Origin of the sequence: Bradyrhizobium sp. JYMT SZCCT0180 (assembly GCF_018130165.1) — a bacterium.
Taxonomy (GTDB): Bacteria; Pseudomonadota; Alphaproteobacteria; order Rhizobiales; family Xanthobacteraceae; genus Bradyrhizobium.
The window spans coordinates 67,574-92,945 of the sequence record NZ_JAFCLZ010000029.1 but is presented as its reverse complement, the minus strand read 5'-3'; the positions used below and the strand labels follow the sequence as shown (position 1 = coordinate 92,945).

General features: G+C 62.8%; 31 protein-coding genes. 15 read left to right on the top strand and 16 right to left on the bottom strand.

The genetic code is table 11. From position 1 onward, the window contains the following. Positions 1 to 62: 62 nt before the first annotated feature. Positions 63 to 242 carry a hypothetical protein gene (locus JQ641_RS33135; RefSeq protein ID WP_212000497.1) on the bottom strand — a complete coding sequence of 60 codons (180 nt, stop codon included), beginning with the start codon at positions 240 to 242 and terminating at the stop codon, positions 63 to 65. Positions 243 to 476: 234 nt separating this feature from the next. On the opposite strand from JQ641_RS33135, the gene JQ641_RS33130 reads away from it, so the two are divergent. From JQ641_RS33130 to JQ641_RS33120, 3 genes are all read left to right on the top strand, one after another. Beyond that, complete coding sequence (locus JQ641_RS33130) at positions 477 to 629, top strand: hypothetical protein (protein ID WP_212000496.1); 153 nt, start codon at positions 477 to 479, stop codon at positions 627 to 629. Positions 630 to 671: 42 nt separating this feature from the next. Further along, on the top strand, positions 672 to 854 hold the full coding sequence (locus tag JQ641_RS33125; RefSeq protein WP_212000494.1) for a hypothetical protein: 183 nt from the start codon (positions 672 to 674) through the stop codon (positions 852 to 854). A gap of 173 nt (positions 855 to 1,027) precedes the next feature. Beyond that, positions 1,028 to 1,285: a DUF3551 domain-containing protein gene (locus JQ641_RS33120; RefSeq protein WP_212000492.1), complete on the top strand. Its 258-nt coding sequence runs from the start codon at positions 1,028 to 1,030 to the stop codon at positions 1,283 to 1,285. Between the two features lie 368 nt (positions 1,286 to 1,653). Here the strand turns inward: JQ641_RS33120 and JQ641_RS33115 are convergent, their stop codons facing one another. Next, positions 1,654 to 2,877: an SMP-30/gluconolactonase/LRE family protein gene (locus JQ641_RS33115; protein WP_212000490.1), complete on the bottom strand. Its 1,224-nt coding sequence runs from the start codon at positions 2,875 to 2,877 to the stop codon at positions 1,654 to 1,656. A gap of 152 nt (positions 2,878 to 3,029) precedes the next feature. Beyond that, positions 3,030 to 3,302, bottom strand: coding sequence for a hypothetical protein (locus JQ641_RS33110; RefSeq protein ID WP_212000488.1), 273 nt, complete (start codon positions 3,300 to 3,302; stop codon positions 3,030 to 3,032). 364 nt (positions 3,303 to 3,666) lie between these two features. Here JQ641_RS33110 and JQ641_RS33105 point away from each other — a divergent pair, with 364 nt between their 5' ends. Together JQ641_RS33105 and JQ641_RS33100 are read left to right on the top strand one after the other, a co-directional pair. Beyond that, the gene (locus tag JQ641_RS33105; RefSeq protein ID WP_212000486.1) at positions 3,667 to 5,250 is read left to right on the top strand and encodes an amidase family protein; all 1,584 of its coding nucleotides are present in this window, start codon (positions 3,667 to 3,669) and stop codon (positions 5,248 to 5,250) included. 148 nt (positions 5,251 to 5,398) lie between these two features. Further along, positions 5,399 to 6,634: an MFS transporter gene (locus JQ641_RS33100; protein WP_349628662.1), complete on the top strand. Its 1,236-nt coding sequence runs from the start codon at positions 5,399 to 5,401 to the stop codon at positions 6,632 to 6,634. An 87-nt stretch (positions 6,635 to 6,721) separates the two neighbouring features. Here JQ641_RS33100 and JQ641_RS33095 read toward each other — a convergent pair whose 3' ends face one another. From JQ641_RS33095 to JQ641_RS33080, 4 genes are all read right to left on the bottom strand, one after another. Beyond that, the gene (locus JQ641_RS33095) at positions 6,722 to 7,099 is read right to left on the bottom strand and encodes a rhodanese-like domain-containing protein (RefSeq protein ID WP_212000484.1); all 378 of its coding nucleotides are present in this window, start codon (positions 7,097 to 7,099) and stop codon (positions 6,722 to 6,724) included. A gap of 138 nt (positions 7,100 to 7,237) precedes the next feature. Continuing rightward, the gene (locus JQ641_RS33090) at positions 7,238 to 7,642 is read right to left on the bottom strand and encodes a DUF4864 domain-containing protein (protein WP_212000482.1); all 405 of its coding nucleotides are present in this window, start codon (positions 7,640 to 7,642) and stop codon (positions 7,238 to 7,240) included. Positions 7,643 to 7,740: 98 nt separating this feature from the next. Then, positions 7,741 to 7,932: a hypothetical protein gene (locus JQ641_RS33085; protein ID WP_192739931.1), complete on the bottom strand. Its 192-nt coding sequence runs from the start codon at positions 7,930 to 7,932 to the stop codon at positions 7,741 to 7,743. Next, positions 7,929 to 8,738, bottom strand: coding sequence for a transglutaminase-like domain-containing protein (locus tag JQ641_RS33080; RefSeq protein WP_212000480.1), 810 nt, complete (start codon positions 8,736 to 8,738; stop codon positions 7,929 to 7,931). The genes JQ641_RS33085 and JQ641_RS33080 overlap by 4 nt, the downstream gene beginning before the upstream one ends. 191 nt (positions 8,739 to 8,929) lie before the next feature. On the opposite strand from JQ641_RS33080, the gene JQ641_RS33075 reads away from it, so the two are divergent. The 7 genes from JQ641_RS33075 (at position 8,930) to JQ641_RS33045 (ending at position 11,813) form a co-directional block, all read left to right on the top strand. Next, positions 8,930 to 9,199: a hypothetical protein gene (locus JQ641_RS33075; RefSeq protein ID WP_209842810.1), complete on the top strand. Its 270-nt coding sequence runs from the start codon at positions 8,930 to 8,932 to the stop codon at positions 9,197 to 9,199. Then, positions 9,192 to 9,491, top strand: coding sequence for a hypothetical protein (locus tag JQ641_RS33070; protein ID WP_212000476.1), 300 nt, complete (start codon positions 9,192 to 9,194; stop codon positions 9,489 to 9,491). Before JQ641_RS33075 ends, JQ641_RS33070 begins: the two co-directional genes overlap by 8 nt. A gap of 89 nt (positions 9,492 to 9,580) precedes the next feature. Further along, complete coding sequence (locus tag JQ641_RS33065; protein WP_212000474.1) at positions 9,581 to 9,769, top strand: hypothetical protein; 189 nt, start codon at positions 9,581 to 9,583, stop codon at positions 9,767 to 9,769. Between the two features lie 48 nt (positions 9,770 to 9,817). Next, the gene (locus tag JQ641_RS33060) at positions 9,818 to 10,096 is read left to right on the top strand and encodes a DUF1488 family protein (RefSeq protein WP_192740012.1); all 279 of its coding nucleotides are present in this window, start codon (positions 9,818 to 9,820) and stop codon (positions 10,094 to 10,096) included. 158 nt (positions 10,097 to 10,254) lie between these two features. Then, entirely contained in the window at positions 10,255 to 10,536 is a 282-nt protein-coding gene (locus tag JQ641_RS33055; protein ID WP_249150990.1) for a hypothetical protein, read from the top strand. Beyond that, a complete protein-coding gene (locus JQ641_RS33050; protein WP_349628661.1) occupies positions 10,493 to 10,930 on the top strand; it encodes a response regulator in 438 nt (145 codons plus the stop codon). The genes JQ641_RS33055 and JQ641_RS33050 overlap by 44 nt, the downstream gene beginning before the upstream one ends. A 109-nt stretch (positions 10,931 to 11,039) precedes the next feature. Next, positions 11,040 to 11,813, top strand: coding sequence for a sensor histidine kinase (locus JQ641_RS33045; RefSeq protein WP_212000472.1), 774 nt, complete (start codon positions 11,040 to 11,042; stop codon positions 11,811 to 11,813). A 124-nt stretch (positions 11,814 to 11,937) separates the two neighbouring features. Here JQ641_RS33045 and JQ641_RS33040 read toward each other — a convergent pair whose 3' ends face one another. After that, complete coding sequence (locus JQ641_RS33040) at positions 11,938 to 13,527, bottom strand: gamma-glutamyltransferase family protein (RefSeq protein ID WP_212000470.1); 1,590 nt, start codon at positions 13,525 to 13,527, stop codon at positions 11,938 to 11,940. Positions 13,528 to 13,577: 50 nt separating this feature from the next. Then, the gene (locus JQ641_RS33035; protein ID WP_212000468.1) at positions 13,578 to 14,423 is read right to left on the bottom strand and encodes an enoyl-CoA hydratase-related protein; all 846 of its coding nucleotides are present in this window, start codon (positions 14,421 to 14,423) and stop codon (positions 13,578 to 13,580) included. A 279-nt stretch (positions 14,424 to 14,702) separates the two neighbouring features. Between JQ641_RS33035 and JQ641_RS33030 the strand changes: the two genes are divergently transcribed. Continuing rightward, positions 14,703 to 16,391, top strand: a complete 1,689-nt coding sequence (locus JQ641_RS33030; protein ID WP_212000462.1) for a flavin-containing monooxygenase — start codon at positions 14,703 to 14,705, stop codon at positions 16,389 to 16,391. Between the two features lie 75 nt (positions 16,392 to 16,466). Here the strand turns inward: JQ641_RS33030 and JQ641_RS33025 are convergent, their stop codons facing one another. The 7 genes from JQ641_RS33025 to JQ641_RS32995 all read right to left on the bottom strand — a co-directional run bounded on the left by JQ641_RS33025 (position 16,467) and on the right by JQ641_RS32995 (position 23,126). Beyond that, a complete protein-coding gene (locus tag JQ641_RS33025; protein ID WP_212000461.1) occupies positions 16,467 to 16,883 on the bottom strand; it encodes a hypothetical protein in 417 nt (138 codons plus the stop codon). Between the two features lie 145 nt (positions 16,884 to 17,028). Next, positions 17,029 to 18,366, bottom strand: coding sequence for a cytochrome P450 (locus JQ641_RS33020; RefSeq protein WP_212000460.1), 1,338 nt, complete (start codon positions 18,364 to 18,366; stop codon positions 17,029 to 17,031). A 62-nt stretch (positions 18,367 to 18,428) separates the two neighbouring features. Then, on the bottom strand, positions 18,429 to 19,166 hold the full coding sequence (locus JQ641_RS33015) for an ABC transporter ATP-binding protein (protein ID WP_212000459.1): 738 nt from the start codon (positions 19,164 to 19,166) through the stop codon (positions 18,429 to 18,431). Further along, the gene (locus JQ641_RS33010) at positions 19,156 to 19,902 is read right to left on the bottom strand and encodes an ABC transporter ATP-binding protein (RefSeq protein WP_212000458.1); all 747 of its coding nucleotides are present in this window, start codon (positions 19,900 to 19,902) and stop codon (positions 19,156 to 19,158) included. Before JQ641_RS33010 ends, JQ641_RS33015 begins: the two co-directional genes overlap by 11 nt. Then, a complete protein-coding gene (locus JQ641_RS33005; protein ID WP_212000457.1) occupies positions 19,899 to 20,858 on the bottom strand; it encodes a branched-chain amino acid ABC transporter permease in 960 nt (319 codons plus the stop codon). The genes JQ641_RS33010 and JQ641_RS33005 overlap by 4 nt, the downstream gene beginning before the upstream one ends. After that, entirely contained in the window at positions 20,855 to 21,736 is an 882-nt protein-coding gene (locus JQ641_RS33000) for a branched-chain amino acid ABC transporter permease (protein ID WP_212000456.1), read from the bottom strand. Before JQ641_RS33000 ends, JQ641_RS33005 begins: the two co-directional genes overlap by 4 nt. Before the next feature lie 133 nt (positions 21,737 to 21,869). Further along, complete coding sequence (locus tag JQ641_RS32995) at positions 21,870 to 23,126, bottom strand: amino acid ABC transporter substrate-binding protein (protein WP_212000455.1); 1,257 nt, start codon at positions 23,124 to 23,126, stop codon at positions 21,870 to 21,872. Positions 23,127 to 23,670: 544 nt separating this feature from the next. Here JQ641_RS32995 and JQ641_RS32990 point away from each other — a divergent pair. Beyond that, the gene (locus tag JQ641_RS32990) at positions 23,671 to 24,840 is read left to right on the top strand and encodes a Gfo/Idh/MocA family protein (RefSeq protein ID WP_212000450.1); all 1,170 of its coding nucleotides are present in this window, start codon (positions 23,671 to 23,673) and stop codon (positions 24,838 to 24,840) included. Between the two features lie 46 nt (positions 24,841 to 24,886). Further along, positions 24,887 to 25,366: a hypothetical protein gene (locus JQ641_RS32985; RefSeq protein ID WP_212000448.1), complete on the top strand. Its 480-nt coding sequence runs from the start codon at positions 24,887 to 24,889 to the stop codon at positions 25,364 to 25,366. Positions 25,367 to 25,372: the final 6 nt, after the last annotated feature.

The following is a 25,372-nucleotide window of genomic DNA, read 5'->3' as shown; positions in this document are numbered from 1 at the left end:
GATCATTGTCGCGGACGTAGAATCAGCGGGAGGTTAGGCCGCCAATGCTGGCAGCCTGTGCGTCATTTCACGTACCAGTAGGTGCCGGAGCAAGTGGAGGTCGCCCAAATCACCAGCACCTGGCCGCCGAACGGTATGCTCACTTCCATCCTGGGCGGAGCGTGGTTACAAGTCCGGCCGCCCGAGATCGTATCGAGTTCGGTTTCCCTGAGCGCGTTGGTTTCGATTTGCCCGGATTCCATATCCTTCTCCTGTCGTTGGACGAAGCGACCATCCGCATCGTCAGACAGGGCAGGCTAGGTTCGCGCGAGCGACGTGCCGTGAGGTAAGTCACGGTTTGAAGCATCGGCCTCATTCGCGCCGGTCATTCCAGCGCATGTGACGATCGTCACGGTAATCCGAGATCGGCGATCGTAGTGTCGGTCATGACAGGCAATAGCGCTCTTCACCTCATTCTCAACCGATGGAGAAATGTCATGACCAAGCGCAATACCGAAAACCGTGAACTGGCGATCGAGGAACTGGAGATCGTGGCCGGCGGCGTGATCGAAGGTGGCTGCATCCTTGACATCCTGAAGCTGTTCTTCCCGAAGCAGCCGCTGCCGAAGGTCGTCTTCCCGATCCGCTGATCGAACGTTGATTACCGAGACATCCAACTGGGGGAAAACGACATGAATAGCCGTGCGCACGAATTGGCAGAAACAGAACTCGACCAGGTTTGCGGTGGCGAGCTGTACATGATCCGTCTGCAAAGCCTGCTGTCGCAGCGGCAAATGGCCATCCAGCTGACCACCAACATGCTCCGGGCCATGAATGAATCGACAAGGACAATCGCCGGAAATATCGGCAAGTGATCGCGAGTAAGCTTGGCCCGCAGCCGGGTTCAATCGGCTGCAGGCTGGCCTCCATCGACGGCGCGGTGTAGCGTCGGGGTTTCCGGATCGGGCACGCGGGTTGTCCCAAAAGGGAACTGCGCCCGCGCAGGGTTAACCCGGCAGGGCGCAATTTTGCCGTCGAGGGAGTCCTGATGCGCATTCTGACGTTGGCGGTTTTGGCGATCGCGGCGGTTGTCGCAACACCGTCGGCGTACGCCCAGACCTACGATCCGAAATATCCCGTCTGCCTGCAGGTCTACACAGGCCGGAACGATTTTTACTTCGAATGCGGCTACACCTCGATCCCACAGTGCAACATGTCGGCATCGGGCCGCGCCGCACAATGCGTCGTCAATCCCTATTACGAGGGCGGAAAGCGACCCAGTAAAAAGCCTCGCCGCGACTATTGAGGACCGCTGGGCTCGATCCGCCCTGCGCGCGTTGAGACTCCGCTGACCAGCCATCCACGCGGCCGAAAAACAAAAGCCCGGCACACCTGCCGGGCCCTCGTAAAAATTGTTTGGTAATGAAACGCCGACATTAATATCGAACAGTGGTAAAGCGTCTGTTCAGTATAGCACACAGACGCCGCGATTTGCCCCCGTATGACTGCGGAGACCCCGTGCATGCGCATGGTCGCGCGCAACCGTGAGCATGCCCGAAATTGTTCGAGACAGGACTTCTCGAAACGAGACTGCATCGAGGGCTGTGCGGCATGAAAAAGCCGGCGGGTTGCGCCGGCTTCTCCCTTCGCTGTTTGGTGGCGGTGCCGAACGGCTCAGCCCGGGCCGGCGCCCTGGGTTGCGGTGTACACGGCGTAGAGCGACTGGCTGGCGGCCATGAACAGGCGGTTCCGCTTCGGCCCGCCGAAACAGACGTTGCCGCACACTTCGGGCAGGCGGATCCGGCCGATCAGCTTGCCGTCCGGTGACCAAATCGTCACGCCGCTGTAGCCGACGGCGCGGCCGGCATTGCTGGAAGACCAGACATTGCCGTTGACGTCGCAGCGCAGGCCGTCCGGTCCGCATTTCACGCCGTCGACCATGAAGTCGCTGAACCGCTTGTGGTTCGACAGTTTGTTGTCGGTGCCGACATCGAACACGAACATGTCGCCCTTGCCGCCCGGCCCGGTATCGCCGGGCCCCTTGCCGGTGCTGGCGACGTAGAGCTTCTTGTAATCGGGCGAGAAACAGAGGCCGTTCGGATCGGGCACCTGCTCCTCGGTCACGACCAGGTCGACGCGGCCCGAGGGGTCGATGCGGTAGCAATTGGTCGGCAGCTCGCGCTTGCCCGGCACGAAGCCGGCCGGCTGGCCGATCCGAGGGTTGAGCTTGCCGGCGGGATTGCTGGGGCCTCCCGCAACGTCCGGTTCGCCCTCATAGAGCTGGCCGCCATAGGGCGGGTCGGTGAACCAGTAGCTGCCATCGGGATGGGCGACGACGTCGTTCGGCGAGTTGAGTTTCTTGCCGCCGAAATTGTCGGCGAGCACGGTCGCGGTGCCGTCGTGCTCGTAGCGCACCACCCGGCGGGTGAGATGTTCGCAGGACAGCTGCCGGCCCTGGAAGTCGAACGAGTTGCCGTTGGAATTATTGGACGGGGTGCGGAATACGCTGACGCGGCCGTCATCCTCGGTCCATCGCATCTGGCGGTTGTTGGGAATGTCGCTCCACAGGAGATAGCGGCCCTGCGAGCTCCACGCCGGGCCTTCGGCCCACAGCAGTCCGGTATGGAGACGCTGGATTGGCGCATTGGGCTGGGCGAGGTCGTTGAACGACGGATCGACCGCGATGATATCGGGGTCCCAGAAATAGGTGGTCGGCGCGCCCCGGGGGCTGAAATCACGCGGCGGGGTGGTGACCACGGATGGCGGTCCCACCGCGCCCTGCTGGGCCAGCGCGGTGCCGGCCCCCGCCGCGGTGGCCCCGGCGGCGAGCGCCAGGCCGTGGACGAGCGTTCGTCGTGAAATCATGGACTGCGGATCGCGCTGCACGTCGCGTGTCATCACTTCCTCCCAGGATATGAGCCGGCCGGTTGATCCGGCCAAGCGGGGGCAAGGCTATGCCGGCCCGGCCTCGGTTGCGAGCATCTTTCGATGCAGCCCGGGGCTGAAGGATGCAGTGCAGGATGGCTTGAGGGCTCGATCCGCTGGAGGGTTCACTCAGGAGGTTTGGTTGCCGCGCGGTAGCGCTTCCAGTTTTCAATGGTCGCTTCGTAGCGGACCGGCTTCTTCGCCGCGGGGATCGGCTCCGGCTTTGCGGCTGCCAAACCCACGGTCTCGGCCTGTCCCGCTTTGGATACATGTGGCGCCGGCTTCGGATAATAGGCAACGAAGCCCAGCAGGACCGCGATCACCGCTCCGATTGGGATCGCGATCGCCCAATCGTAATGGGTACGTTGAGTGACATCGTGGCGCAGGACTCTTGGCATGTTTGGCTCCCACGTTGGATTGCTGTTTGTAAGTCGAGACGCGCGACGGCGATCGTGAGCTGGTTCACTATTGCTGCTCACGAAACCGTTAGAAGCGGCCGGGCGGTGGTCCCGAGCCCGCGCGCAGCCTGAACGATCGGCGCGTTTGAAAAAGTGATCCGGATCACGGAAATGCCGATGGAAATGCGCCTTTCCCGTTCGATCGCCGTTCAGCCTCCCGGCGCATTTTGCGATTGGACCGCGCCTGCTCGCATCGATCGCTTTTGAATCAATCGATTGGCGAAGCTCGTTGGTCCGCCGCGCAAGCCTCGACACGCGGCTTCACGGCCCATAACCTCCGCCGCGCAATTGGAGGAGAACCGAATTGGCCAAGAGAGTTGCGAAGAGAGTTGTGAAGCGCGCTTCGAAAAAGACGCCCGCGAAGAAATCGTCGAAAAAAACGTCTGTCCGCGCCAGCAAGGCCGCGAAGGCGGCCAGTAAGACCAGGAAAACAAAGGCCAAGAGCGCTCCTTCGCGCAAGCCGGCCACGCCCAAGGGGCCGGTTTGGCAATGGTCGGCGCTGGAGACCGCGGCCGCGATCCGGTCCGGCGCGATTTCTTCGGTCGAGGTGACGGAGGCTCACGTCGCGCGGATGCGCGCGGTCAATCCAAAGCTCAACGCAATTGTGGTCGACCTCTCCGACGAAGCGCTCAAGGCCGCCAAGGCGGCGGACCAGGCGCGGGCGAAGGGCGGCGAACTCGGCCTGCTGCATGGCGTGCCGATCACGATCAAGGAGAATGTCGACTACGAAGGCAGGCCCAATCCCAATGGCGTGCCTTCGCAAATGAACATCATCGCCCCGTCGGACGCGCCTGTGGTGCGCAACCTCCGGAAGGCCGGCGCTATTGTGCTGGGGCTGACCAATACGCCCGAATTCTCGTTCCGCGGCTTCACGGATAATCCACTGCACGGACTGACGCTCAACCCCTGGGACCCCGATATCACCTGCGGCGGGTCATCGGGCGGCGCCGGCTCGGCGGTCGCGGCCGGCATCGGCACGATCGCGCATGGCAACGACATCGGCGGCTCGCTGCGCTGGCCGGCGCATTGCAATGGCGTCGCCACCATCAAGCCGACGCAAGGCCGTATCCCGGCCTTCAATCAAAGCGCCACGGCCGAGCGGCCGATGCTCGCGCACCTGATGTCGGCGCAGGGACCGCTGGCGCGCAGCGTCGGCGACGTCAGGCTCGGCCTTGAAGTGATGTGCCAGCGCGATCCGCGCGATCCCTGGTGGGTGCCGGCGCCGCTGGCCGGTCCGAAACCGAAGGGGCCGATCAAGGTCGCGCTGGCCAAACTGCCCGCCGACATGAACGTCGATCCATCGGTGCGCGCGGCGCTGAAGCAGGCCGCCGACCATCTGGAGCGCGGCGGCTATCGCGTCAGCGAAGTCGAGGTCCCCGATATCAACGGCGTCTGGCAGACCTGGTGCGACATCATCGTCAATGAAGTCGCCGTGCTGCAGGAAGCCGGAATGCTGGCGGTGGCCTCGGAGCATTTCCACACGGCGTGGGGTGGCATCAAGCTAAAGGCGAACACGCTCGATTTAGCGGGCTGGATGCGCGCGACGGCCGCGCGCAGTGGTCATATTCGCGCCTGGCAAGCCTTCTTTGAGGATTATCCGGTCGTGCTGGCGCCGACCACGGTCATGCCGACGCCTGGGCCGCGCGCGGATACGACGAGCCTGGAGCGTGTGGCCGAGATGTTCTTCAACGATTTGCGGTTCATTTCCGCCATCAACGTGCTGGGCCTGCCGTCCGCGGTGGTGCCCGTCGCGCTGCACGAGGGCAAGCCGATCGGCGTGCAACTGATCGCGGGACGCTATCGCGAGGACCTGGCGCTCGATGCCGCGGCGTCGATCGAGAAACGCGCCGGCGTGCTGGTGCAAAAGTTGTGGCAGCAGATGGCGTGAGCAGGCGCCATTGCTCTGAGGGGTAGGCGCTAATGCTCTGAGGAGGAGGTGCTGGTCATATGGCGCGCACCCCCTCCACATCTGCATGCCCAATATCGCGCCATTGTGGCTTGACCTCTAGGCAATTGCGCTAGAAGTTGCGCCCGCCGTGGTAATTTCTTCTGAATTCATTCGAGATTCCGAACTGTTCGTTCCCGACTCGCGCCGAGCCTGGGCCCGGCTTGCCGTGGCCGTGCTGATCGGCTCGCTCGGCAGCGTCGGCATGTGGTCGGTGGTGGTCGCGCTGCCGGTGGTGCAACAGGATTTCGCCGCCACGCGAGGCACGGCGTCACTGGCCTTCACCATGATGATGCTCGGTTTCGGTTTGGGCCAGGTGATAACAGGCAAGATATCCGACCGTTACGGTATCGTCACGGCGATCGGGATTGGCATCGGACTTCTGGGCCTCGGCTATATCGTCGCCGGCATGTCATGGTCGATCTGGCCGTACATTCTCGTGCATTTTGCCATTGGGCTTTCTTCGGCGGCAACCTTCGGCCCGCTGATGGCGGAAGCCTCGCACTGGTTCGAGCGCTACCGCGGGCTGGCGGTCGCGATCGCCGCCAGCGGCAACTACATCGGCGGTGCGGTCTGGCCGTCACTGGTGAACTGGGGCATGCAGACCTATGGCTGGCGCACCACCCATATCGCGGTCGGCATCTTCACCGCCGTGGCGATGACGCTGGCGCTGATCGGCTTGCGCGTGCTGATGGGCGCAGGGGTGCGCCGCAGCCACGCCAACGCGCTGCCGCCGCGGCTTGACCTGAAGCTGTCAACCAATGCGCTCACCGTGATCCTGGGGCTCGCAAGCATCTCCTGCTGCGTGGCGATGTCGATGCCGCAGGTTCACATCGTCGCCTATTGCAACGATCTCGGCTATGGCGTGGCGCGCGGCGCCGAAATGCTGTCGCTGATGCTGGGCCTTGGCATCATCAGCCGCATCGGCTCTGGTTTCCTGGCCGACAAGATCGGCGCCATCCCGACGCTCCTGATCGGCTCGGTGGCGCAAGCTACCGCGCTGCTGTTCTATCTGTTCTTCGACGGCCTGACCTCGCTCTATTTGATCTCCGCGATGTTCGGGCTGTTCCAGGGCGGCATCGTGCCGAGCTACGCCATCATCGTCCGCGAGACGATGCCGGCTTCGGAGGCAGCGACGCGCGTCGGATTCGTGATCCTGGCCTCGGTGTTCGGCATGTCGTTCGGCGGCTGGATCTCCGGCGTGATCTTCGACGCCACCGGCTCCTACGCCGCCGCGTTCACTAACGGCGTCGCCTGGAACGTGGTCAACATCGCCATCATGGTGCTGCTGCTGATGCGCGCGCGGCAGCGGATGGCGATGGCCTAGATCGGGATGACGTTGCTTCGAACCGTCATCCCGCTCCATCTTTTTGTGTGAGCATGATCTCCGCGTTCCGGATCATGCTCGCGCCGATCATCCCTTTTCGACTTCGCCGCCGGCTTCCAGCCAGCCCTTGAAGCCGCCAAGGTTGCGGACGTTATTGTATCCCATGTCTTTCAGGGTCTTGCCGACCAGCGCCGAGCGCCCGCCGGATGCGCAGTAGGCGACCACCGTCTTGGATCGATCGAACGCCGCGTCGTGCAGCGCGGAAGCTGGATCGGCGCGAAATTCCACAAGTCCTCGCGGGATCGCGAGCGCGCCCGGGACCTTGCCGGATGCTGCGACCTCGGCCGGTTCACGGACGTCGAGAAACAGCACGTCGGCCCGGCCGACCAGTTTCTTCGCTTCATCCGGGCTGATACGCGGCACCTCGGCTTCGGCCTCGGCGAGCATCGTCTGTACTGTTTTCATTTTTGTTTCCTCCGGATCAAGACGCGGTCGCGTCCATTGGGGCGAGTAAGGCGTAAACCCCGGGCGGTTGCAATGGCAAAGGACTGCGTGCGAATTCTGATGTCGAGGCTTGGTGCGGCCCTCTGTCGCAACGTATTCTCACACCGCCTGGCCTGCCTTCAACAACGAGCAGCCCGTGATCTTGAAGCTGCCGTCGGGCTGCTGCTCCAGCGTATACAACGCCTCCCATGCCTCACCATTGGCATCGACGATGTGGACGCGCTGGGCGATCTGGCCACCCGCCGCGCGGGCTTCGCCGAATTCAAAACTCTTGTGGCGGTACACCGGCGGATAGGCCTGCCGGACCATCTGCATGAAGATATCGGCTTCCGGAAAAATCTGCTTGATCGCGGGCGCCGCGTGGAAATAGGCGGCGGCGGAATCGTCGCGGCCAAAGGCCTGCTCCTGGGCGCGGATCACGCGCTGCGCAGCGGCGACGTCGTCGGCGAAGGCCGGCGATCCAAATCCGATCAGGAAGACGACAAGCAGAGCAAGAGCGCGCATGCGGGCATTCCCTGGCTGATGCAGCAAGTTACGGCCAAGTCGGCCGAAAGTTGCATCCATCTCGCCAGCGGAGCAAGGGGCTCCAGGGGTTGAAGGGGCTACTGACCGCTCGCCAGGCGCCTCAGGCCGGACGCGGTCAAGCCGAGTTCGCCGAGCCGCCGCACTGCGTATCCGAGACCGACCAGCCGCTCCCAGTGCAGCTGTGGAATTTCACGCTGCGCATCGCCCTTGCTGACTTCGCGCAAGGAGGCGAATTCGTCGGCGCTGAGGGCAGGGTGTGGTTCGCTCACGCCGCGACCTCATCGGTCCACACCTTGAAACTCGCCAGCGTGTTCGGGCCGAAGGTCTGGGTGATCGGCACGTCGGAGGCATCGCGGCCCTGCGCAATCAGGACGCGGCCGATCCGCGGCACGTTGTTGCGCGGATCGAACATGTGCCAGCGCCCGCCGATATAGGCTTCGAACCAGCCGGCGAAGTCTCCGACGGCCCAGGGTTTAGGCGTACCGATGTCGCTGAGATAGCCGGTGCAATAGCGCGCCGGAATGTTCATGCAGCGGCAGAACGTGATGGCGAGATGAGCATAGTCGCGGCAGACGCCCTTGCCTTCGCTATAGGCCTCCCACGCCGTCTTGGTGGCGCGGGCGTGCTCGTAGCCGAACGCGATGTGGCGATGCACGAAATCGCAGATCGCCTGCACCCGCACCCAGCCCGGCGGCGTCTTCTCGAACAATTGCCAGGCGATTTCGGACAGCCGGTCGGTTTCGCAATAGCGGCTGCCGAGCAGATACACCAATGTGTCCGCAGGCAGATCCTCGACCGCATGCTGGACCGCCGAGGGGAACACCGGATCGGGCAGGCCGGAGTCGCGAACGACGCCATCGGCGGCAAGACGGAGGCGCCCCGCAGGCGCCACCATGCGGCTGCACCAATTGCCGAACATGTCGCGATAGGGCGTGATCTCGACCGCAGGCGTGGTGGTCAGGAAGTCGGGCACGATGACATCGGAGGCGCGCGTGAAATGCGTGCCCAGCACCATGATCATGGGGGTCGGCTGCGGGAAATCGTAGAGCATTTCGAATCCGACGCGCAGCTTCATTCGAAATACTTTCTTGGCTGAATACCTGCTTGAAATGGCTACGAAACCACCGAATACAAGGCTTTTGCTGCTTTATTCGACCAAATGCGCCTCTCGACAGAGAAAACGATAGCTAATTGCCGCAAAAGCGCGCACGCTGCGCCGATGTCCGAACAATCCGATGGTTCCGTGCACAGACGAGGTCTGTTGCCATGACGATGCGCTCGCGACGGGAAACGATTCATTTCAGGCACCCGTTCCGCATCAAGGGAATTGATCGCCAACTCGCGCCCGGCGCTTACGAAGTCGTCACCGATGAGGAGATGATCGAAGGGCTGTCGTTCCCGTGCTTCCGGCGTGTCGCCACCATGATCATGGTCCCTGCAGCGGCGCCGCACCGATCTTCAATGGAAATGATTTCGATTAGTTCGGTCGATCTGTCCGATGCGCAGCGCATCGACGCGAGCGCGCCTCGTGACTGAAACTCCGATCGAGCTCGACAAGCATCGCGGCATGGCGGCGCAGAAGGCAACCGATATCCGCCGCGTGCTGGCCGACGTCGAGGCCAACGCCAAGCTGCTGCGCGACAAGCAGGGCGAGCTCGAAATCCAGCTACTGGCCGTACCGGCCGCCTCGTGGTCCGAGGCGGTGGCCAAGGCGCGTTACGTGCTCAATCTCTATTCGGCCAGCCTCGCGCCATCGGACACGCATCACCGCGACCTCGTTAGCGCGGTGCTTGCCGATCTCACCCGGCTCGCCGGCGATGATGCCTGAACAAGACGAACAAGAGGCTTCGACCAACCAAGACTTTATCCAGCGTGTTCGATGCAAGATCGAACGGCCAAACTGAAAGTTCTTATCTGATGAAGAATCTCTCGCCCCGTCACGTCAAGACAGAAGAATCGCTTCGCCTCGGTGTCGTGTCCGGCTGGTACTCGACCAAGGTCAGCGGCACCTTCGTTTCGGGCCCGCATGATTCCGAAGCCGACTGCCTGCGCAGGATTGCCGAAATCAATCCCCCGCCGGCCAAGAAGAAGATGGTGGTGGGTTAAGTGGGAGAAATCGATGGTACGGTTGTTCCGGCCTTTGAGAACCGCCCGATGACGCTCGCGCGTGGCAGCATCGGGGGTTACGAATATGATCGCATGGTGCTGAAGTTTTCCATGATGGACGACGGCAGGGAAGTCCCCTGCGCCGTCAGCGCGTCGGCGATGGACGACCTTGAGCGTGTTTCGCGGACGGCGCCGGAACGGCGTGAAGAGCAGTTCGTCCGGTTGCGCGATCGGATCGAACAATGCGCCTCGCGCAAGTTTCAGGCGAGGGAGTTCGAGGGCACGCCTCCCGGCATCATCCTGCGCAGCATCGACTTTCGCGGCTGACGGCCGAGGCGGCGGCGCGGGCTATAATTGACAACGCCGCTGCGCGAGCCGGTATTGACACTTGCCTTCATTGGCAAGTGGCGATGCAAATATAAGTCGTCGTTGCGGAACTCTGCATCCGCAGCGCCGTTGCCAACTGATCCCCAAGCGCAGCGGGATTGGCGATCCGCCACAGTCAGCAGCCCAAAATGATCAAATCTATCTCGGCGTTCGCGATATTCGCGCTGCTAGGAGCGTCGGTAATTGCGCTGCCCGGCTTCGCACACGTCGTCAAAGCAGACGAGACCATTGCTTTTGCCAAGGCAGACCGGCTGGCCGTCCATGCGGTCGCTGGAAATTGCGCCAGCGAGAACTGGCCGAACATCTCCTCATCCTGCCTGCGCGACACAGAATCGGGTGCGGCCGTTCGCGAGGTGCGCGTGGTCACGGCGCGCCGTTGAGCCGTATATGATGCCCCTGGATCATTCCCTCCTTCCGCTCGTCGTGCTCGTCGTTGAAGACGAGATGATGTTGCGCATGCGCGTGGTCGATATGGTGGAAGACGCCGGCTACGTCCCGGTCGAGGCCGTGGACGCGGACGAAGCCATGACCATCCTCCGTTCCCGATCCGATATCGCGCTGATGCTTACCGACGTTCAGATGCCCGGCAGCATGAACGGGCTGCAACTGGCGCACGCGGTCCGCGAGAACTGGCCGCCCATCAAGATCATCTTGGCGTCCGGACAGCTGAATTTGTCCGACAGCGACATTCCGCTGGACAGCCGATTTTTCGGGAAACCGCTGCAATCCGACGAAATCATCGCGGAAATGCGCGAAATGCTCGGCCCGGCCTGAAATTGGCAGGAGACGGACATCCGATGGCTCTGCACCGTAAAGGTCAGACGGCTGAATCATTGGCATAAAGAAATGTCCGGAACCGGACAGATGGTGGTACTCGTTGTCGATGTTCAGAACAGCTCCTGATCCGTATGCCTCCCTCGATGCGTCGGATCCGACGTCACCGCAGGAGGAGCTGGCGGCCGAAAACGTCAGCCTCCGGCTGCTGCTGACACAGGCCAAGCTCAGCGCCGAGACGCTGCTTGAGCAGGCCGGCATCGACGCCAAGGAGCGCGAAGCCGCCGACAAGCTGCAAAAACTGATCCTCGAAGAGCTTCATCACCGCATCAAGAACACGCTGGCAACCGTTGGCGCCATCGCTTCGCAAAGTCTTCGCAACGCGCCGAGCACGCAGCATGCGCAGCAAGCGATCGAAGGCCGTCTGCTGGCGCTCGGGCGGGCCCATGATCTGCTGTTGCAGGCTCGCTGGACCGGTGCGGAGCTGCGAAAGATTGTCCAGGGGGCGACCGAGCCGTTCGACAATCCGGACAAGCCCCGGTTTTCGATTGCCGGATCCGACGTGCAGATCGCATCGGGCGCGGTTATTGCGATCGCGATGACCCTCAACGAGCTCTGCACCAACACCACGAAATTTGGCGCATTGTCGGTGCCCGCCGGTCACGTGGCAATCAGCTGGGCGATGGATGCGCCGGCATCGCGGCTGTATTTCACCTGGAAAGAACAGGATGGCCCGGCGGTTGCGGCCCCGACGCGTCAGAGTTTTGGCACGCGCCTGATCGAGACGCTCGGCCGGCAACTCAAAGGCAATGTCAAATTGACCTATGAGCCGAGCGGGTTCGTCTATTTTCTCGATATCCCGTTGCTCTCGCTTGAGTCCTGAGCGGCTAAATTAGCTCATCGGATCGAGCTGCTCATGTTGCCGATGTCGGGTGAGGGGCGGGCGGGAAAGAGCCGCGCGGACGATCCAGACTTTTCGCACGACAGCGTTTCTTTCGATTGTCGCGTTACGCCTCCGCGACCGCCTCACTCCATGGCTGGAACACCTCGGTGGCGCCGCTGTTGGTGGCGCCGTCGCGCAGCACGACGCTCGGGCAGGCGAACTTCATCGGCGTGGTCTGGATCCGCGCTTCCTCGTAATCGAACCGCGCACGCAGACTCTCCCGCGTCGATTTCGGCAAGCGCACGTCGCCTATCACGATGGCGCCTTCGCTGGCGTCGATGCGCGGCTGGTGGATCGCTGCGTCCAGATCCATGCCGTAATCCATCACGAACGACAGAAGCTGCGTCACCGCGGGCAGGATGCGCCGGCCGCCGGAGGCGCCGATGGCGGTGCGGCGGCCGTCGGACGGTTGCGCCACCACCGGCGTGTAATTGGTGAGGCAGCGCTTGCCGGGCGCCAGCGAATTTGGCGTGCCCGGCGTCGGGTCGAACCACATGATGCCGTTGTTCATGGTGATGCCGGTTTGCGGGCAGACGAATTTGGAGCCGAACGATGACAGCAGGGTTTGCGTCACGGCGGCCATGTTTCCGTCGCGGTCGACGGCCGAGAAATGCGTGGTGCAGGCCGGCGCCAGCGTTTCGGCGCCGAGCGCGCGGCGGCCGTCGGCGTCGCCCATGTCCTTCAGGCGTTCGCGGTAGGCCGTTTGCAGCGCTTCGGCATAGGCCGTGTAGGTCGCGGCGTCAGGTCCGCTTTTCGCGGGCTGCAGGTTTCGCTGCAGCAGGTCCAGCGTACGCGCCAGTGTCGGCCCGGCGGTCAGTTCCGGCGTCGCAAACACCTTGCCGCCGCGATAGGGGATCGCCAGCGGTTCGCGCAGAAAAGCCTTGAACGGGATGAGATCTTCGACCGACAGCGCGCCGCCGGCGCTCCGCACATCGGCGGCGAGGCTGCGCGCCAGATCGCCTTCGTAGAAGTCGCGCGGGCCTTGGGCGGCGAGATGCGCCATCGTGGCCTTGAGCTTGTCCTGCGGCAGGCGAACCCTGGTCTTGATCCCCCATGGTGCATTCGGCGGCAATCCATCGACGAGATAGGCGGCGGCGCTGGCGGGATAGCGCCTGAGATCAAGCGCCGCACTCGCAATCATCAGCGTGGTCCACCAGTCCACCGCAAGGCCTTCACCGGCGAGCGCGACGCTGGGCGCGAGCAATTCCTGCCACGGCATTTTGGCGTGGCGGCGATGCGCTTCCTCCATGCCGGCGACCACGCCGGGCACCGCGATCGAGCCGGGGCCATGGATGTTGCGGTCGTCCTTGACCCGCGCCCATGGAAACAGATCGGATGCCGCACCGCCGCTCAGCGGATAATCCTCCAGACGAAGGCTGAGCGGCGCCCGCATGCCGTAGTCGATCACTTCATAACGGTCCTCGCGGGCGCGGTAGAGCACCATCGCGCCGCCGCCGCCGAGCCCGCTCATCCAGGGCTCCAGCACGCCCAGCGCAAACGTGGTCGCGATCACGGCATCGACGCAATCGCCGCCCGCCGCCAGCACCTCGGCGCCGACGGCTGCCGCCTTGCCCGATTGCGCGGCGACGATGCCGCCCTTGGCGGTGACCGCGGGTTTGCGGATCTGCTGGGTGTTGGTGAACTGGTCGCGCATGCTGCTGCCTTTGCTACTTGTCTGGATTAATTGTCACACGATCGCGGCTGCTATTTCCACCAGGGATACTGGCTCGGCATATCCTGCGAAACTTTCCCTGGAAATTCCGGCGGCCGCTTTTCGAGGAAGGCCTTGACGCCTTCGCGCACGTCGGCGTGGCCACCGCGTTCGATCGACATCGGCTTGTCGATGTCGAGCAGCTCGAAGGGAGCGGGGGCGCCGGAGAAGCGCCACAACATCTGCCGCGTCAATGCGACCGAGACGGCTGATGTCCCTTCGGTCATTTCGCGCGCGATTTCCCTGGCGCGCGGCAGCAATTCTGCGGGATCGACCACCTCACTGACGAGGCCGCCTTGTAGCGCTTCATCCGCGTCGAACATCCGGCCCGACAGGCACCAGCGCAGCGCCTGCGGCAGGCCGACGAGCTTTGGCAGGAACCAGGCGCTGCCGGCTTCCGGGACGAGACCGCGGCGCGCAAAGATGAAACCGATTTTCGCGCCCCTGGCCGCAATCCTGACATCCATCGGCAACGTCATCGTGATGCCGACACCCACCGCAGGTCCGTTGATGACAGCGATCGAGGGCTTTCGGCAATTGAAGATCGCCTCGACAAAGCGGCCGCCGCCGGGATTCGGACTGGCAAACACACCGGCGCCGTGGCTGCCGGAGGTGTCGAAACTCGCCGCACCTCCCGACACGTCGGCGCCGGCGCAGAAGGCGCGGCCGGCGCCCGTGACGATGATGGCCCGAACACCGTCATCGGTGTCGGCGCGCTCAAAGGCGTCGGCGATTTCGGCGCCCATCTGGCCGGTATAGGCGTTCAACTTTTCCGGCCGGTTGAGGGTGACGATCATCAAGGGACCGTCGAGGTCGCATGTGATGTGCTGGTAGCTCATGGGCCCCCTCGACTGTTCCCGCCAGACGCAACCATCCCAGATGCATTTTGGTTGTGCAATCAGGCTTCGTGCATGGGTGGAAGATGATTGCAGGGCGAAACTGCAGGGCACGGGAAATCGCAGCAACCGCAAATAGCGGTTCGATTTCAAACAATGTTTCACGGCGGAATCCCGCGGCGCAACACCGGCATCCTGACGCAAGTGCGTTGCCGCGGATTATTGCTATAGTGACGGACAAAAGCGCCGTCATTGCCAAGAACAACAAAGACCGGGTGGAAAATGACCGAAGGGACCAAGGCTCCCCGCGACAAGTCGCATTACGAAGTGATCGTGATTGGCGCGGGTGTGGCCGGCATCTATCAGATCAAGCGTCTGGCCGATCTCGGGGTGGATGCCACGGTGCTGGACGGCTCCCCCGACCTCGGCGGGACCTGGTACCGGAACCGCTATCCGGGCGCACGTTTCGACTCCGAGAGCTACACCTATGGTTATTCCTTCTCGCGGGAATTGCTCGACGAGTGGCACTGGAAGGAACGCTTCTCGGGTCAGCCCGAAAATCTGCGTTACCTCAACCACGTCGCCGACAAGTTCGATTTGCGCAAATACATGCAGTTCAACGCCAAGGTGGAGGCGGCCGCGTTCGACGAGGCGCAGCACATCTGGCGGCTCAGGATCGACGATGGCCGCGAGTTGACCTGCCGGTTCGTCATTCTGGCGATCGGCCTGCTCTCGACGCCGACCTTGCCGCGGCTGGAGGGCGTGGAATCCTTCAAGGGCCGCTCGTTCCACACCTTCTACTGGCCGCACGAGCCGGTCGAGATGGCGGGCAAGAAGGTCGCGATCATCGGCACCGGCGCCACCGCGATCCAGATCATCGGCGAGATTGCCGACAAGGTCGGCGAACTGACCGTGTTCCAGCGGCGGCCGAACTGGGCGGCACCCCTCAACAACGGACCGATCTCGGACGAGGAGATGGCCGATATCAGGTCGCGCTATGACGACATCTTCGCGGCCTGTGCCCGCAGCCCTGGCGGGTTCGAGCACGAGCCCGACCGGCGCGGCTTCTACGAGGTGACACGCGAGGAACGGCTGGCGCTGTGGGACAAGCTCTACGATGAGCCGGGATTCGGGATCTGGCTCAGCAATTTCCGCGAGATCTTTACCGACGAGGTGGCGAACGCCGAGTTCTCAGCCTACATCGCCGACCGTATCCGCCGGCGCGTCAAGGATCCGGTCACTGCGGAGAAACTGATCCCGAAGGACCACGGCTTTGGTGTGCAGCGCGTGCCGCTGGAGACGAATTATTTCGAGGCTTATAACCGCGACAACGTACATCTCGTCGATATCAGCGAGACGCCGCTCGAACGCGTGACCGAAACCGGCCTGCGCACGTCGGCGCGCGAATACGATTTCGACATCATCATCTATTCGACCGGCTTCGACGCCATCACCGGCGCGTATGACCAGATCGACATCACCGGCATCGATGGCGAGAAGCTATACGACAAATGGAAGGACGGCCCGTCGACCTTCCTCGGCATGCTCGTCCACGGTTTTCCAAATTTGTTGATGCCGACCGGGCCACAGAGCGGCTCGGCTTCGACCAATTTTCCGCGCGGCATCGAGACCGGCGTCAACTGGTGCATGGGCTTGCTCGAGCACATCTGGGATCGCGGCTACACCAGCGCCGATCCAACTTTGGCGGCGCAGGAGCGCTGGAGCGCGCATGTGAATAAGATGTACGCGATCATGCTGATGCGAGAGGCCAAGTCGTGGTTCACCGGCTACAATTCCAACGTGCCCGGCCACGAGCACGGCAAGTACCGCTACTTCGTCTACAATGGCGGCACGCCGAAATACGTCGCCGCCATCAGCGATGCCGTCGCCAAGGGCTATGAAGACATTGTCTTCGCATCCGGCGCGCGGCCTTCTGTGCGGCCAAGCGTCAGATCGATCGCTGCGGAGTAAGCAAAGAGAGTGTGGCTTTCGTTCAACACCACAAGCGCGCATGCAGCGAGGGTTGACGTTGATGAAATCTGATCGCTAGAGAAAAATGTTCCAAATCGCGACGCGTGCTTCGCGCAGCTGTTCATTAGTATCGAATTCCAAGCTTACCATCCACTGCTTGTATCCGAGTACGTTGGGAGACATCGTCCCACATGTGATCGGACCGGCCATGCCCTGACAACCAAGCTTTTCCCTGCGAAGCACGGCAATCGCTGCCTCCCTGCTTGTTCCCAGCGGGACCATCGTCAACAGTGCTTCGCGTGCCAGCGCTGAATCGTTCGTGCTGTCCTGTTGTACAGCACGAAGTTCGCCGAGAAGTCGATTCTCTCGATAAAAACTCTCAACTTCAGCGGTCTTGTACCAGAACCAGAGCGATAGCGATGCGAACAGGGCGGCGGGAACAGCCGCTATCGCCAAGCAGACAATCAGTACTCTTCTGAGGAATTTGCGCATAGGGCTACCAAGTCCAAGGCCGCGCGTTGCCAGCAATGGCTAACATGCATCGGCTGGTTGCTGCGGAAAATTGCCTGCTGTGGCTAAGAAAGTGTTTCGAGCATTTCGGCTCGCGCGCGAACGCGGCCGTCGATACGGCCAAGCGTCAGATCGAGCGCTGCGGAGTAAAGCGCACCGGCAGTTTGCGGATGGCATGAACAAAGTTGTTCGGCGCCATTTCGATGCCGCCGGCATACTCGATATCCGGCAGGCGGGTCAGCAGCTGGCGGTAGACTTCCTCGAGCTGCAGTTGCGCCACGCGCTTGCCGATGCAGACGTGCGGGCCGAAGCCGAAGGCGATGTTCTTCGACGCATTGGCGCGGCGGATGTCGAGCCTGTCAGGATCCGGAAAGATCGCGGGATCGCGATTGGCGGCGCCGTAATACATGATGACCTTCTCGCCGGCCGCGATCTTCTGTGCCCCGATCTCGGTATCTTCCGTTGCCGTGCGGCGCATATAGATGACAGGGCTGATCATGCGGATCAGCTCATCCACGGCGTTGGGCAGCAGCGAGAGATCATTCATCAGCGCGCGCTTCTGATCCGGGAACTCCGTCAGCAGCTTCATCGAGCCGGAAATCGAATTGCGCGTGGTGTCGTTGCCGGCGAACACGATCAGCAGCCATGAGCCGTCAAGATATTCGTCGCGCAGCAGCTCGCCGTCGATGGTGGCGCGCGCGATCGCGCTCATCAGATCGGGCTTCGGATCGGCGCGGCGCTTCTGCAGCATGTGCTGGCCATAGGCGAACATCTCGGCGACGTTCTCGTTGAACGCCTTGACGAACGCTGTGAATTCGGGCGTCGGCTGCGGGTTCTTGCGCTGCTGCGCCGAAACATGGCCGGCCACTTCGAGATAGTGCATCCAGTCGAGGAATTTCGGCCGGTCGGCTTCGGGCACGCCGAGGATTTCGCACAGCGTGAACAGCGGCAGCCGCGACGACAGCGTCTCGACCAGGTCGCATTCGCCAAGGCCGGCCATGTCGTCGATCAGCCGCGTGGTCTCGGCAGCCACTTTCTCCCGGATGCCCGTGAGATAGCCAGGTGTGAAATAGGGCATGTGCTCCTTGCGGAGCTGCAGATGCCAGGGCGCATCCATGTTGATCATGGCGTCGACGGAGGCGCGGAACAGCAGCGGATGCCGCGTTTCGGGGGGACCATAGGCCATCAGGATGCCGCCCTTCTGCGACGAGAAGGTTTTGGGATCGCCATCGACGCGCATCACGTCGTTATATTGGGTCAGTGCCCAGAAGCCCGGGCCGTTACTGCCCTCGCGCTGCCACGCTACCGGGGCCTCAGTGCGCAGCCGGGCATAAATGTCGAACGGCTGACCCTGCAGGAACAGTTCGACATTGGACAGCGCGTCGGGCTCGACCTCGGGCCAGGCTCTTGGGAATACGGGTCCGGCGGGCAAGCCCAAGGGGAAGTCTTCACTCAGGAGACGCATCGGCTGAATTCTCCGGTCAGATCGCCGACTTTACAAGGACGCGTGCGCGCCGTCTTGCGCCATCAGGCTATGCCGCCGAGATAGAGCCGCTTGACGATGTCGTTACCCTTCAATTCGTCGACGGAACCGGCCGCGACGACGATCTCGCCGTGGACGATGATGTAGCCGCGGTTGGCGATGCGGATCGCCTGGTTGAAGTTCTGCTCGGCCATCAGCACAGTGAGGCCGAGGCGCTGATTGAGGTCGCCAATCTTGGTGATGGTTTGCGACACCAATAGGGGCGACAGCCCGACCGACGGCTCGTCGACCAAGAGCAGGCGCGGCGAGGACATCAGCGCGCGCGCGATCGCGAGCATCTGCTGCTGGCCGCCGGACATGGTGCCGGCGAGCTGCTTCTGCAGGTCCTTCAGCACCGGAAAGGTTTCGAAGGCCTGTGCCAGATTCCTGTCGATGTCGCGCCGGGCCGCCTTGCGGAAGGCGCCGAGCATCAGGTTTTCCAGCACCGTCAGTTTGGGAAACAACCGCCGGCCCTCCGGCACCATCGCGACGCCGAGATCGACGATGGCTTCCGGCGACAGTTTGGTGAGGTCATGCGCGGTGCCGTCGATCGTCAGCTGCATGGTTCCGCGTTGCGGCCGCACCAGTCCGGCGACGCACTTCATCAGCGTGCTCTTGCCGTTGCCGTTGGTGCCGAGCAGGGCGACGGTTTCGCCGGCCTGGACATCGAGCGAGACGCCGCGCAGCGCCTTGACGGCACCGTAACCGGCATCGAGGCCAGAGATCGCGAGGCTAAGTGCCAAGATAGGCCTCCTGCACCCGCTGGTTGGCCATGACTTCGTTCGGCGCGCCGATCGCGATGATCTTGCCGGCGTCGAGGCACATCACACGCTGCGAAAAACGCATCACCGCCTGCATGATGTGCTCGATCATGATGACGGTGATGTCCTGGTCCGCAAGGCTCATCAGGAGATCGAGCACCTCGTCGACTTCCGAAGAGGAAAGACCGGCCATCGCCTCGTCTGATATCAGCAGCTTCGGCCGCGTCGCCATCGCGCGGGCGAGCTCCATCTTGCGCAGTTCGACCTGACTCAGCGTGGTCGCCGATGCGTCGGCCTTGGAGGCGAGACCCATCCCCGACAGGATCGACATCGCGGTCTCGTGCCGGTGCGCAGCCGAGACCAGCGGATCCGTGGCCACCGCGAAATCAAGCGCCACCATCAGGTTCTCGACCACCGTCATGCTTCTGAAGGGCCGCGGGATCTGGAAGCTGCGGGCGATGCCGCGGCGGGTGCGGACATGCGCCGGCAATTGCGTGATGTCCTCGCCGCGGAACACCACCGTGCGGGCCTCGGTGCGGAACGCGCCGGAGATACAGTTGATCAGCGTGGTCTTGCCCGAGCCGTTCGGGCCGATCAGGCCGAACCGCTCGCCGGGGCGGATGTCGACGCTGACATTGTCGAGCGCGGTAAAGCCGCCGAAGCGCTTTGTAAGCCCCGATATCTGCAGCAGGGGTGCGCTGGTATCGGGGGGCGTCATTGCTTGCCCTCCCTGCGCTTGTCGCGAACCCGGCGCAACAGGCCGATCAGCCCTTCGGGGGCAGCCACCACGAACAGCACCAGCATGACGCCGAGCACCAGCACGTTCACTTCCGACGAGATGGTCACGGTCAGCAATTGCTGCGTGGTGCCCAGCAGGATGGCGCCGACGATCGGGCCGGCCCAATGCGCGGTACCGCCGATCAGCGACATCGCGAGCGTCGAGACCGAATAGTTGAGGTTGAACGCGGAGGAGGGGTCGGCATATTGCAGATACATCGCGGCGGGCGCGCCGGCCGCGCACATCAGCGCGCCGGAGACGACGCAGGCCAGCACTTTCAGCCGCAAGGTCGGCACACCCGTGCATTCCGCGGCGAGTTCGTCGTCCCGCAGCGCCTGCAAGCCGCGGCCGATCCACGAATTCTGGATGTAGCGCGAAACCACAACCGCCAGCACCACGAGCACCGCCTGGACAAAGAACAGCATCTGGACATAGCCGGAGAACGGCCACGTCACCGGCGGGCGTTGCAACTGGATGCCGGCCGCGCCGCCGACATAGCGCCAGTTGGTGATCGAGGTCTCGATCACGATGGTCAGAGCGATCGTTGCAATCGAGAAGAAGATGCCCTGCATGCGCAGGGTCAACAGGCCCAGCGCGAAGCCCATCAGTGCGCCGACGGCAGCGGCGGCGGCGATCTGCACGAGGAGCGGCGCGCCGGCCACCTTGAACAGGAATACCGCCGTGTAGACGCCCATGCCGAAAAACGCGCTGGTGCCGAAATTCACGTAGCCGGCATGGCCGCCGAGGATGCTCCAGGCCACCGCGAGCACGATGAATTGCAGGATCACATAGCCGGCGAAGAACGGGTATTCGTTGGTGATGAGCTTTGTCATCAGCGCAATGGCGATCAGAAAGACCGCCGCGCCAACCCAGAAAAAGACGCCGTTGCGCTTCATGATCGCCTGCCAAACAGGCCCTGCGGCCGCACGGCGAGAACGCCGAGCAGCATCGCGAAGGAAATCGCCGGCGCCCAGGAGGCGCCGAACAGGGTCAGGACAATGGTCTCGGCGATGCCGAGGATGATGGCGGCGACCAGCGTGCCGCTCATACTGCCGAGTCCGGCCATGACGACGACGCAGAAGGTCCGCCCGATATAGGTCCGGTCAAGCGTCGGCTCGACGGGTGCCACGATGATGAGCAGGGCGCCGGTGATTCCGAGCACCGCGGTCGCAATACCGAACGCCCATTGCTTGATCCTGATCGGGTCGGCGCCCATCAGCCGCAGCGCCTCCTGGTCCTGCGCGACCGCGCGGATCGCGCGTCCCATAAAGGTTCGCGACAGGTACAGGGTTAGCAGGATCGTCAGCGCGGCGGCAACCATGAACGCCACAATCAGGCGGAACGGAATTCTCATGTCGCCGATCCGCCAGGCTTTGCCGACATAGGTCGCGGTGACCGAGCGCTGGTCGACGCCGAACTGCAGGATGATCAGCACTTCGATGATGAAGGCAATGCCGAAGAAAAACGCGATGCCGCGCACGCCGGCATCGCTGCCGCGCTTTTCGAAGGTTTCGTAGTACAGGCGGTAAGCGAGCAGGCCGAACAGAAAAAACAGCGGCGTGATCAGGAGGCCCGCCACCAGCGGATCGATTCCGTAATGTTCGTTGAGGAAGAACACCGCGTAGGCCGCGAGCACCAGAAAGGCCGGGTGCGCGACGTGGGGTACGTCGAGCAGGCCGAACGAAATCGACAGCCCAAGACTGACCGCCGCATAGAAACAGCCGAGCAATACGCCGATCACCACCGCATCGAGCAGCAGTTCAAATGAAAACACCTAGCATCCCCCTTGGCCCGTCCTTGAGCCGCCGCCCGGTTCGCGCACGCCGTCCATCCCATTCCGCTTTTTGAAGAGGCAGGTGCGCTGATCCCCTGTCAGCGCACCATGATCCGGTGAAAAGCCGGGAAGCTTACTTTCGGGCGGCCTCAAAGGGAGTGACGAGAGTGCCCGACTTCATTTTGTCCGGGAAAAGGACCACCTGTTTGCCTGAGCTGCGGAACTGTTCCATGTTCTTGTCAGCGATCCCGCGGAACTGGGCCTGCACGACGCCGCTTTCCTTCCACTCGCCGTCCGCCGCGAACGTAATCGGCCCGACGATGGTCTTGTGGGTGTTCTCTCGCAGATACTTCGCCAGCGCCTTCTGGTCGAGCGAACCCACGGCCTTGATGGCCTGCTCGATCATTTGACCGCTGGCGTAGCCGTAGGGCGCCAGATAATAGCCGAGCGGATCGACCTTGGCTTCCACGGCGCGTTTCGTATAGGTCTCGAAGAACGCCTTGGTGCCCTCGTGGTACATGCTCGGTTCCGGCAGCCATGTATTGTAGTTGACGACGCCGTTAAGCAGCGAGCCCAGGTTTTCCATGACCGCGCCGAATTGCAGGCCGACCATGCCGCCGCCGAAAAGCTTGACGTTGTCGCCGATCCCGATCTCGTTCACGCCACGCAGAATACCGGCCGAATCCGGCGGATAGGACGCCACATAGACGATGTCGGGCTTGGCAGCTTTCAGCGCGCGAAGAATGCCGGAGAACTCCACGGTGCTCGGCGGGTAGGCCTGATCGAACACGATCTTCATGCCGAGCTTGGTCGCGACCTCCCTGGCGGTCTTGGCCAGATTTTGGGCGAATTCCTGGTCCGCCGCGAGCAGTGCAATGGTCTTGCCGCCGGCCTTCTGGCCAAGATCGAGGAAGGACGACGCCCAGCTGTCGGCCGGTCCCCACGGCGCATTGTTGAACCACATGTCGTGGCCAACCTTGCTGTTCACCTGGAACGAGAAGTTGCCCATCAGCAACATGCCGCGCTGCTTGACCAATGGCATCAAGGGCGCTGTCGGCACGGTCGCATAGGGGGCGAACAGGATATCGACCTTGTCGACGTCCAGCAGTTTCGAGTAAATCGCAGGCGTTTCCGAAGCGCTCGATTTGTCGTCATAGACGATGAGTTCGACCTTGCGGCCGAGCAGGCCGCCTCTGGCGTTGACGTCGTCTCGCCAGACCTCGATGCCGAGCTGCGAGGCCTTGCCGCCGCCGGCGAGACCGCCGGTTTGCGCCATCGACATACCGATCTTGATGGGGGGTTGTTGGGCGAATGCGGCTGAGGTGAGCCCAAAAGTTAGGCCAAGCACGGCGGCGGTGATCGTTCCGCCGAGAAGCGTCCTGCGTTCCATTGATCCTCCCAAAGATACTGTTTTTGTTTGGTTCTTGTTGCCTGTCCGCGCTCTATGGCGCCCTTGCTGCAAGGTTAGAACTAAAGCCCGCCCGGCCACAAGCCACAATGGAACGCGGATGCAACCTTTGGGACCGTACGTTCGGGGGATCATCCGAAAATGACGCGGCCGCAACCGCTGGTGGCGCAGGCCCGCCGCCGGCGCAGATAGGGGAGATCGCCCATTCCCGGCGGCCGGTTGGAGGGCGGTTGGGGATTTGCCAGCAATGTTATTTCGCTAAGCGCCTTTGCCTCGCTCGGCCGAGCGGCTCTCCGCACCGGCGGCCGGCCGTCGGGGCGAAATCCAACGTGAAGCGAAGGAAGCTCGTCCGGCGTGGTGTGAGCATCTTCCAGGGCCTACTATTGGGCGCAAAAAGGAAAGCTGCTACACGACAACCATCGCGAGCCGAAAATCACGTCGCTCATGTCAGGCTCATTCCGCAGCAGCCACGTTACCCGTCACGGGAGCAGGGCCCGTTCTTGACCGACCACTGGAGGTATCCGCCATGGCAAAGATCAGGGTCGGTCTGGCCGGCTGCGGCTTTGTGTCCGAGCTGCATATGTATGCGTACAAGCGCGTCTACGGCCTGGATGTCGAGGTCCGGGCCGTCGCGGCGAGGGGCGATCATGTCCTTGAGTTCGCCCGCCGGCACCAGATCCCGACGGCGTATCGCAGTTTTCGCGATTTGATCGCCGATGGCGAGCTCGATGTCATCGACATCTGCACGCCGCCCAATCTGCACGCCTCGATGATTGTCGAGGCGATGCAGGCCGGCAAACATGTCGTCTGCGAAAAGCCGTTCGCGGGCTATTTCGGGCAGGACGGCGACAAGGCGCCCATCGGCAAGCATGTGCCGAAAGCGTTGATGTACAAGCGCGTGCTGGAGGAAATGGAGCGCACGCGCGCGGCGATCGAGAAGACCGGCAAGCTCTTCATGTATGCGGAGGATTGGATCTATGCGCCCGCGGTGACCAAGACCGTGGAGATCCTCCGTGCCACAGGGGATAAGATCCTGTTCATGAAAGGCGAGGAGAGCCACTCTGGCTCGCATGCGGCGCATGCCGCGCAATGGGCGATGACCGGAGGCGGTTCGCTGATCCGGATGGGATGTCACCCGCTTTCGGCGGTGCTCTATCTGAAGCAGGTCGAGGCGAAGGCACGGGGTGAGGTAGTCAGCGTCGCCAGCGTGACCTGCGACGTCGGCAACGTCGCGGCATGCCTGCGGTCGAACGAACGCGGCGTCATCAAGTCCAATCCGGTCGACGTCGAGGACTGGGGTACGCTGACCACTACTTTTTCCGACGGCACCAAGGCGACGATATTTTCCGGCGACATGATCGCGGGCGGCGTGCGCAATTTGATCGAGACCTATACCAGCGGCGGCGCCCTGTTCGCCAACATCACGCCGAACAACCACATGATGAGCTACCAGACATCCGAGGAAAAGCTCGCCAGCGTCTACATCACCGAAAAGGTCGATCGCAAGACCGGCTGGCAATATGTCTGCCTCGAGGAAGAATGGACGCGCGGCTACCTGCAGGAAATCCAGGATTTCATGGAATGCGTCGCGACGGGAAGGCAGCCACTGTCAGATCTCGCGCTGGCCTTTGAGACGATCAAGGTCAACTACGCCGGCTATTGGGCCGCCGAAGAGGGCCGGAGAGTGACGCTGTAGGCTGATCTCCCACGCCCCGCTTCCTGCGGGCTGCCAGGAGGTTCCGATGACGAATCTGATGAGGCTGCTGGTCCTGTTTATCTCTTGGATGTGGGGCGCGGGCGCTGCATATGCATGTTCCTGCGATCCCGTCTCTCCCGAAGCCGGCTTCGACCGCGCCCAATATGTGTTTGCCGGCAAGGTCGTCCGCGCGGACCAGCACGCATGGCTCATCGAGGTCGAGCGCGCGTGGAAAGGCGGTGAAAGGCTCGCTCGCACCATCAAGTTGATGGACGTCTACGCAACGCTGGAGTGCGAGTTCTTTTTTCAGCCTGGGCAGCGCTATGTTTTCTTCGCCATCCTGGCGAAGGGTGGTCGCGAGGTGTTCTATCACCCGCAAGCCTGCAACTGGACGAGACCCCTGCAGTCGACGCGCGTTCCCGTCGAGGGCAATGAACCGCTATGGCTCGAGGATTTCATCGCGCGCGAGCACGGCCCGGGACAGCAACCCCGCGCCGACGCCCTTGATCGGACAAGCCCCCGATAGAATACG

Excerpts from the sequence above, each read along its gene's own strand:
- JQ641_RS33135 (WP_212000497.1), bottom strand. The coding sequence starts at position 242 with ATGGAATCCGGGCAAATCGAAACCAACGCGCTCAGGGAAACCGAACTC.
- JQ641_RS33130 (WP_212000496.1), top strand. The coding sequence starts at position 477 with ATGACCAAGCGCAATACCGAAAACCGTGAACTGGCGATCGAGGAACTG.
- JQ641_RS33125 (WP_212000494.1), top strand. The coding sequence starts at position 672 with ATGAATAGCCGTGCGCACGAATTGGCAGAAACAGAACTCGACCAGGTT.
- JQ641_RS33120 (WP_212000492.1), top strand. The coding sequence starts at position 1,028 with ATGCGCATTCTGACGTTGGCGGTTTTGGCGATCGCGGCGGTTGTCGCA.
- JQ641_RS33115 (WP_212000490.1), bottom strand. The coding sequence starts at position 2,877 with ATGACACGCGACGTGCAGCGCGATCCGCAGTCCATGATTTCACGACGA.
- JQ641_RS33110 (WP_212000488.1), bottom strand. The coding sequence starts at position 3,302 with ATGCCAAGAGTCCTGCGCCACGATGTCACTCAACGTACCCATTACGAT.
- JQ641_RS33095 (WP_212000484.1), bottom strand. The coding sequence starts at position 7,099 with ATGAAAACAGTACAGACGATGCTCGCCGAGGCCGAAGCCGAGGTGCCG.
- JQ641_RS33090 (WP_212000482.1), bottom strand. The coding sequence starts at position 7,642 with ATGCGCGCTCTTGCTCTGCTTGTCGTCTTCCTGATCGGATTTGGATCG.
- JQ641_RS33080 (WP_212000480.1), bottom strand. The coding sequence starts at position 8,738 with ATGAAGCTGCGCGTCGGATTCGAAATGCTCTACGATTTCCCGCAGCCG.
- JQ641_RS33075 (WP_209842810.1), top strand. The coding sequence starts at position 8,930 with ATGACGATGCGCTCGCGACGGGAAACGATTCATTTCAGGCACCCGTTC.
- JQ641_RS33065 (WP_212000474.1), top strand. The coding sequence starts at position 9,581 with ATGAAGAATCTCTCGCCCCGTCACGTCAAGACAGAAGAATCGCTTCGC.
- JQ641_RS33060 (WP_192740012.1), top strand. The coding sequence starts at position 9,818 with ATGACGCTCGCGCGTGGCAGCATCGGGGGTTACGAATATGATCGCATG.
- JQ641_RS33045 (WP_212000472.1), top strand. The coding sequence starts at position 11,040 with ATGTTCAGAACAGCTCCTGATCCGTATGCCTCCCTCGATGCGTCGGAT.
- JQ641_RS33040 (WP_212000470.1), bottom strand. The coding sequence starts at position 13,527 with ATGCGCGACCAGTTCACCAACACCCAGCAGATCCGCAAACCCGCGGTC.
- JQ641_RS33035 (WP_212000468.1), bottom strand. The coding sequence starts at position 14,423 with ATGAGCTACCAGCACATCACATGCGACCTCGACGGTCCCTTGATGATC.
- JQ641_RS33030 (WP_212000462.1), top strand. The coding sequence starts at position 14,703 with ATGACCGAAGGGACCAAGGCTCCCCGCGACAAGTCGCATTACGAAGTG.
- JQ641_RS33025 (WP_212000461.1), bottom strand. The coding sequence starts at position 16,883 with ATGCGCAAATTCCTCAGAAGAGTACTGATTGTCTGCTTGGCGATAGCG.
- JQ641_RS33020 (WP_212000460.1), bottom strand. The coding sequence starts at position 18,366 with ATGCGTCTCCTGAGTGAAGACTTCCCCTTGGGCTTGCCCGCCGGACCC.
- JQ641_RS33010 (WP_212000458.1), bottom strand. The coding sequence starts at position 19,902 with ATGACGCCCCCCGATACCAGCGCACCCCTGCTGCAGATATCGGGGCTT.
- JQ641_RS33005 (WP_212000457.1), bottom strand. The coding sequence starts at position 20,858 with ATGAAGCGCAACGGCGTCTTTTTCTGGGTTGGCGCGGCGGTCTTTCTG.
- JQ641_RS32995 (WP_212000455.1), bottom strand. The coding sequence starts at position 23,126 with ATGGAACGCAGGACGCTTCTCGGCGGAACGATCACCGCCGCCGTGCTT.
- JQ641_RS32990 (WP_212000450.1), top strand. The coding sequence starts at position 23,671 with ATGGCAAAGATCAGGGTCGGTCTGGCCGGCTGCGGCTTTGTGTCCGAG.
- JQ641_RS32985 (WP_212000448.1), top strand. The coding sequence starts at position 24,887 with ATGACGAATCTGATGAGGCTGCTGGTCCTGTTTATCTCTTGGATGTGG.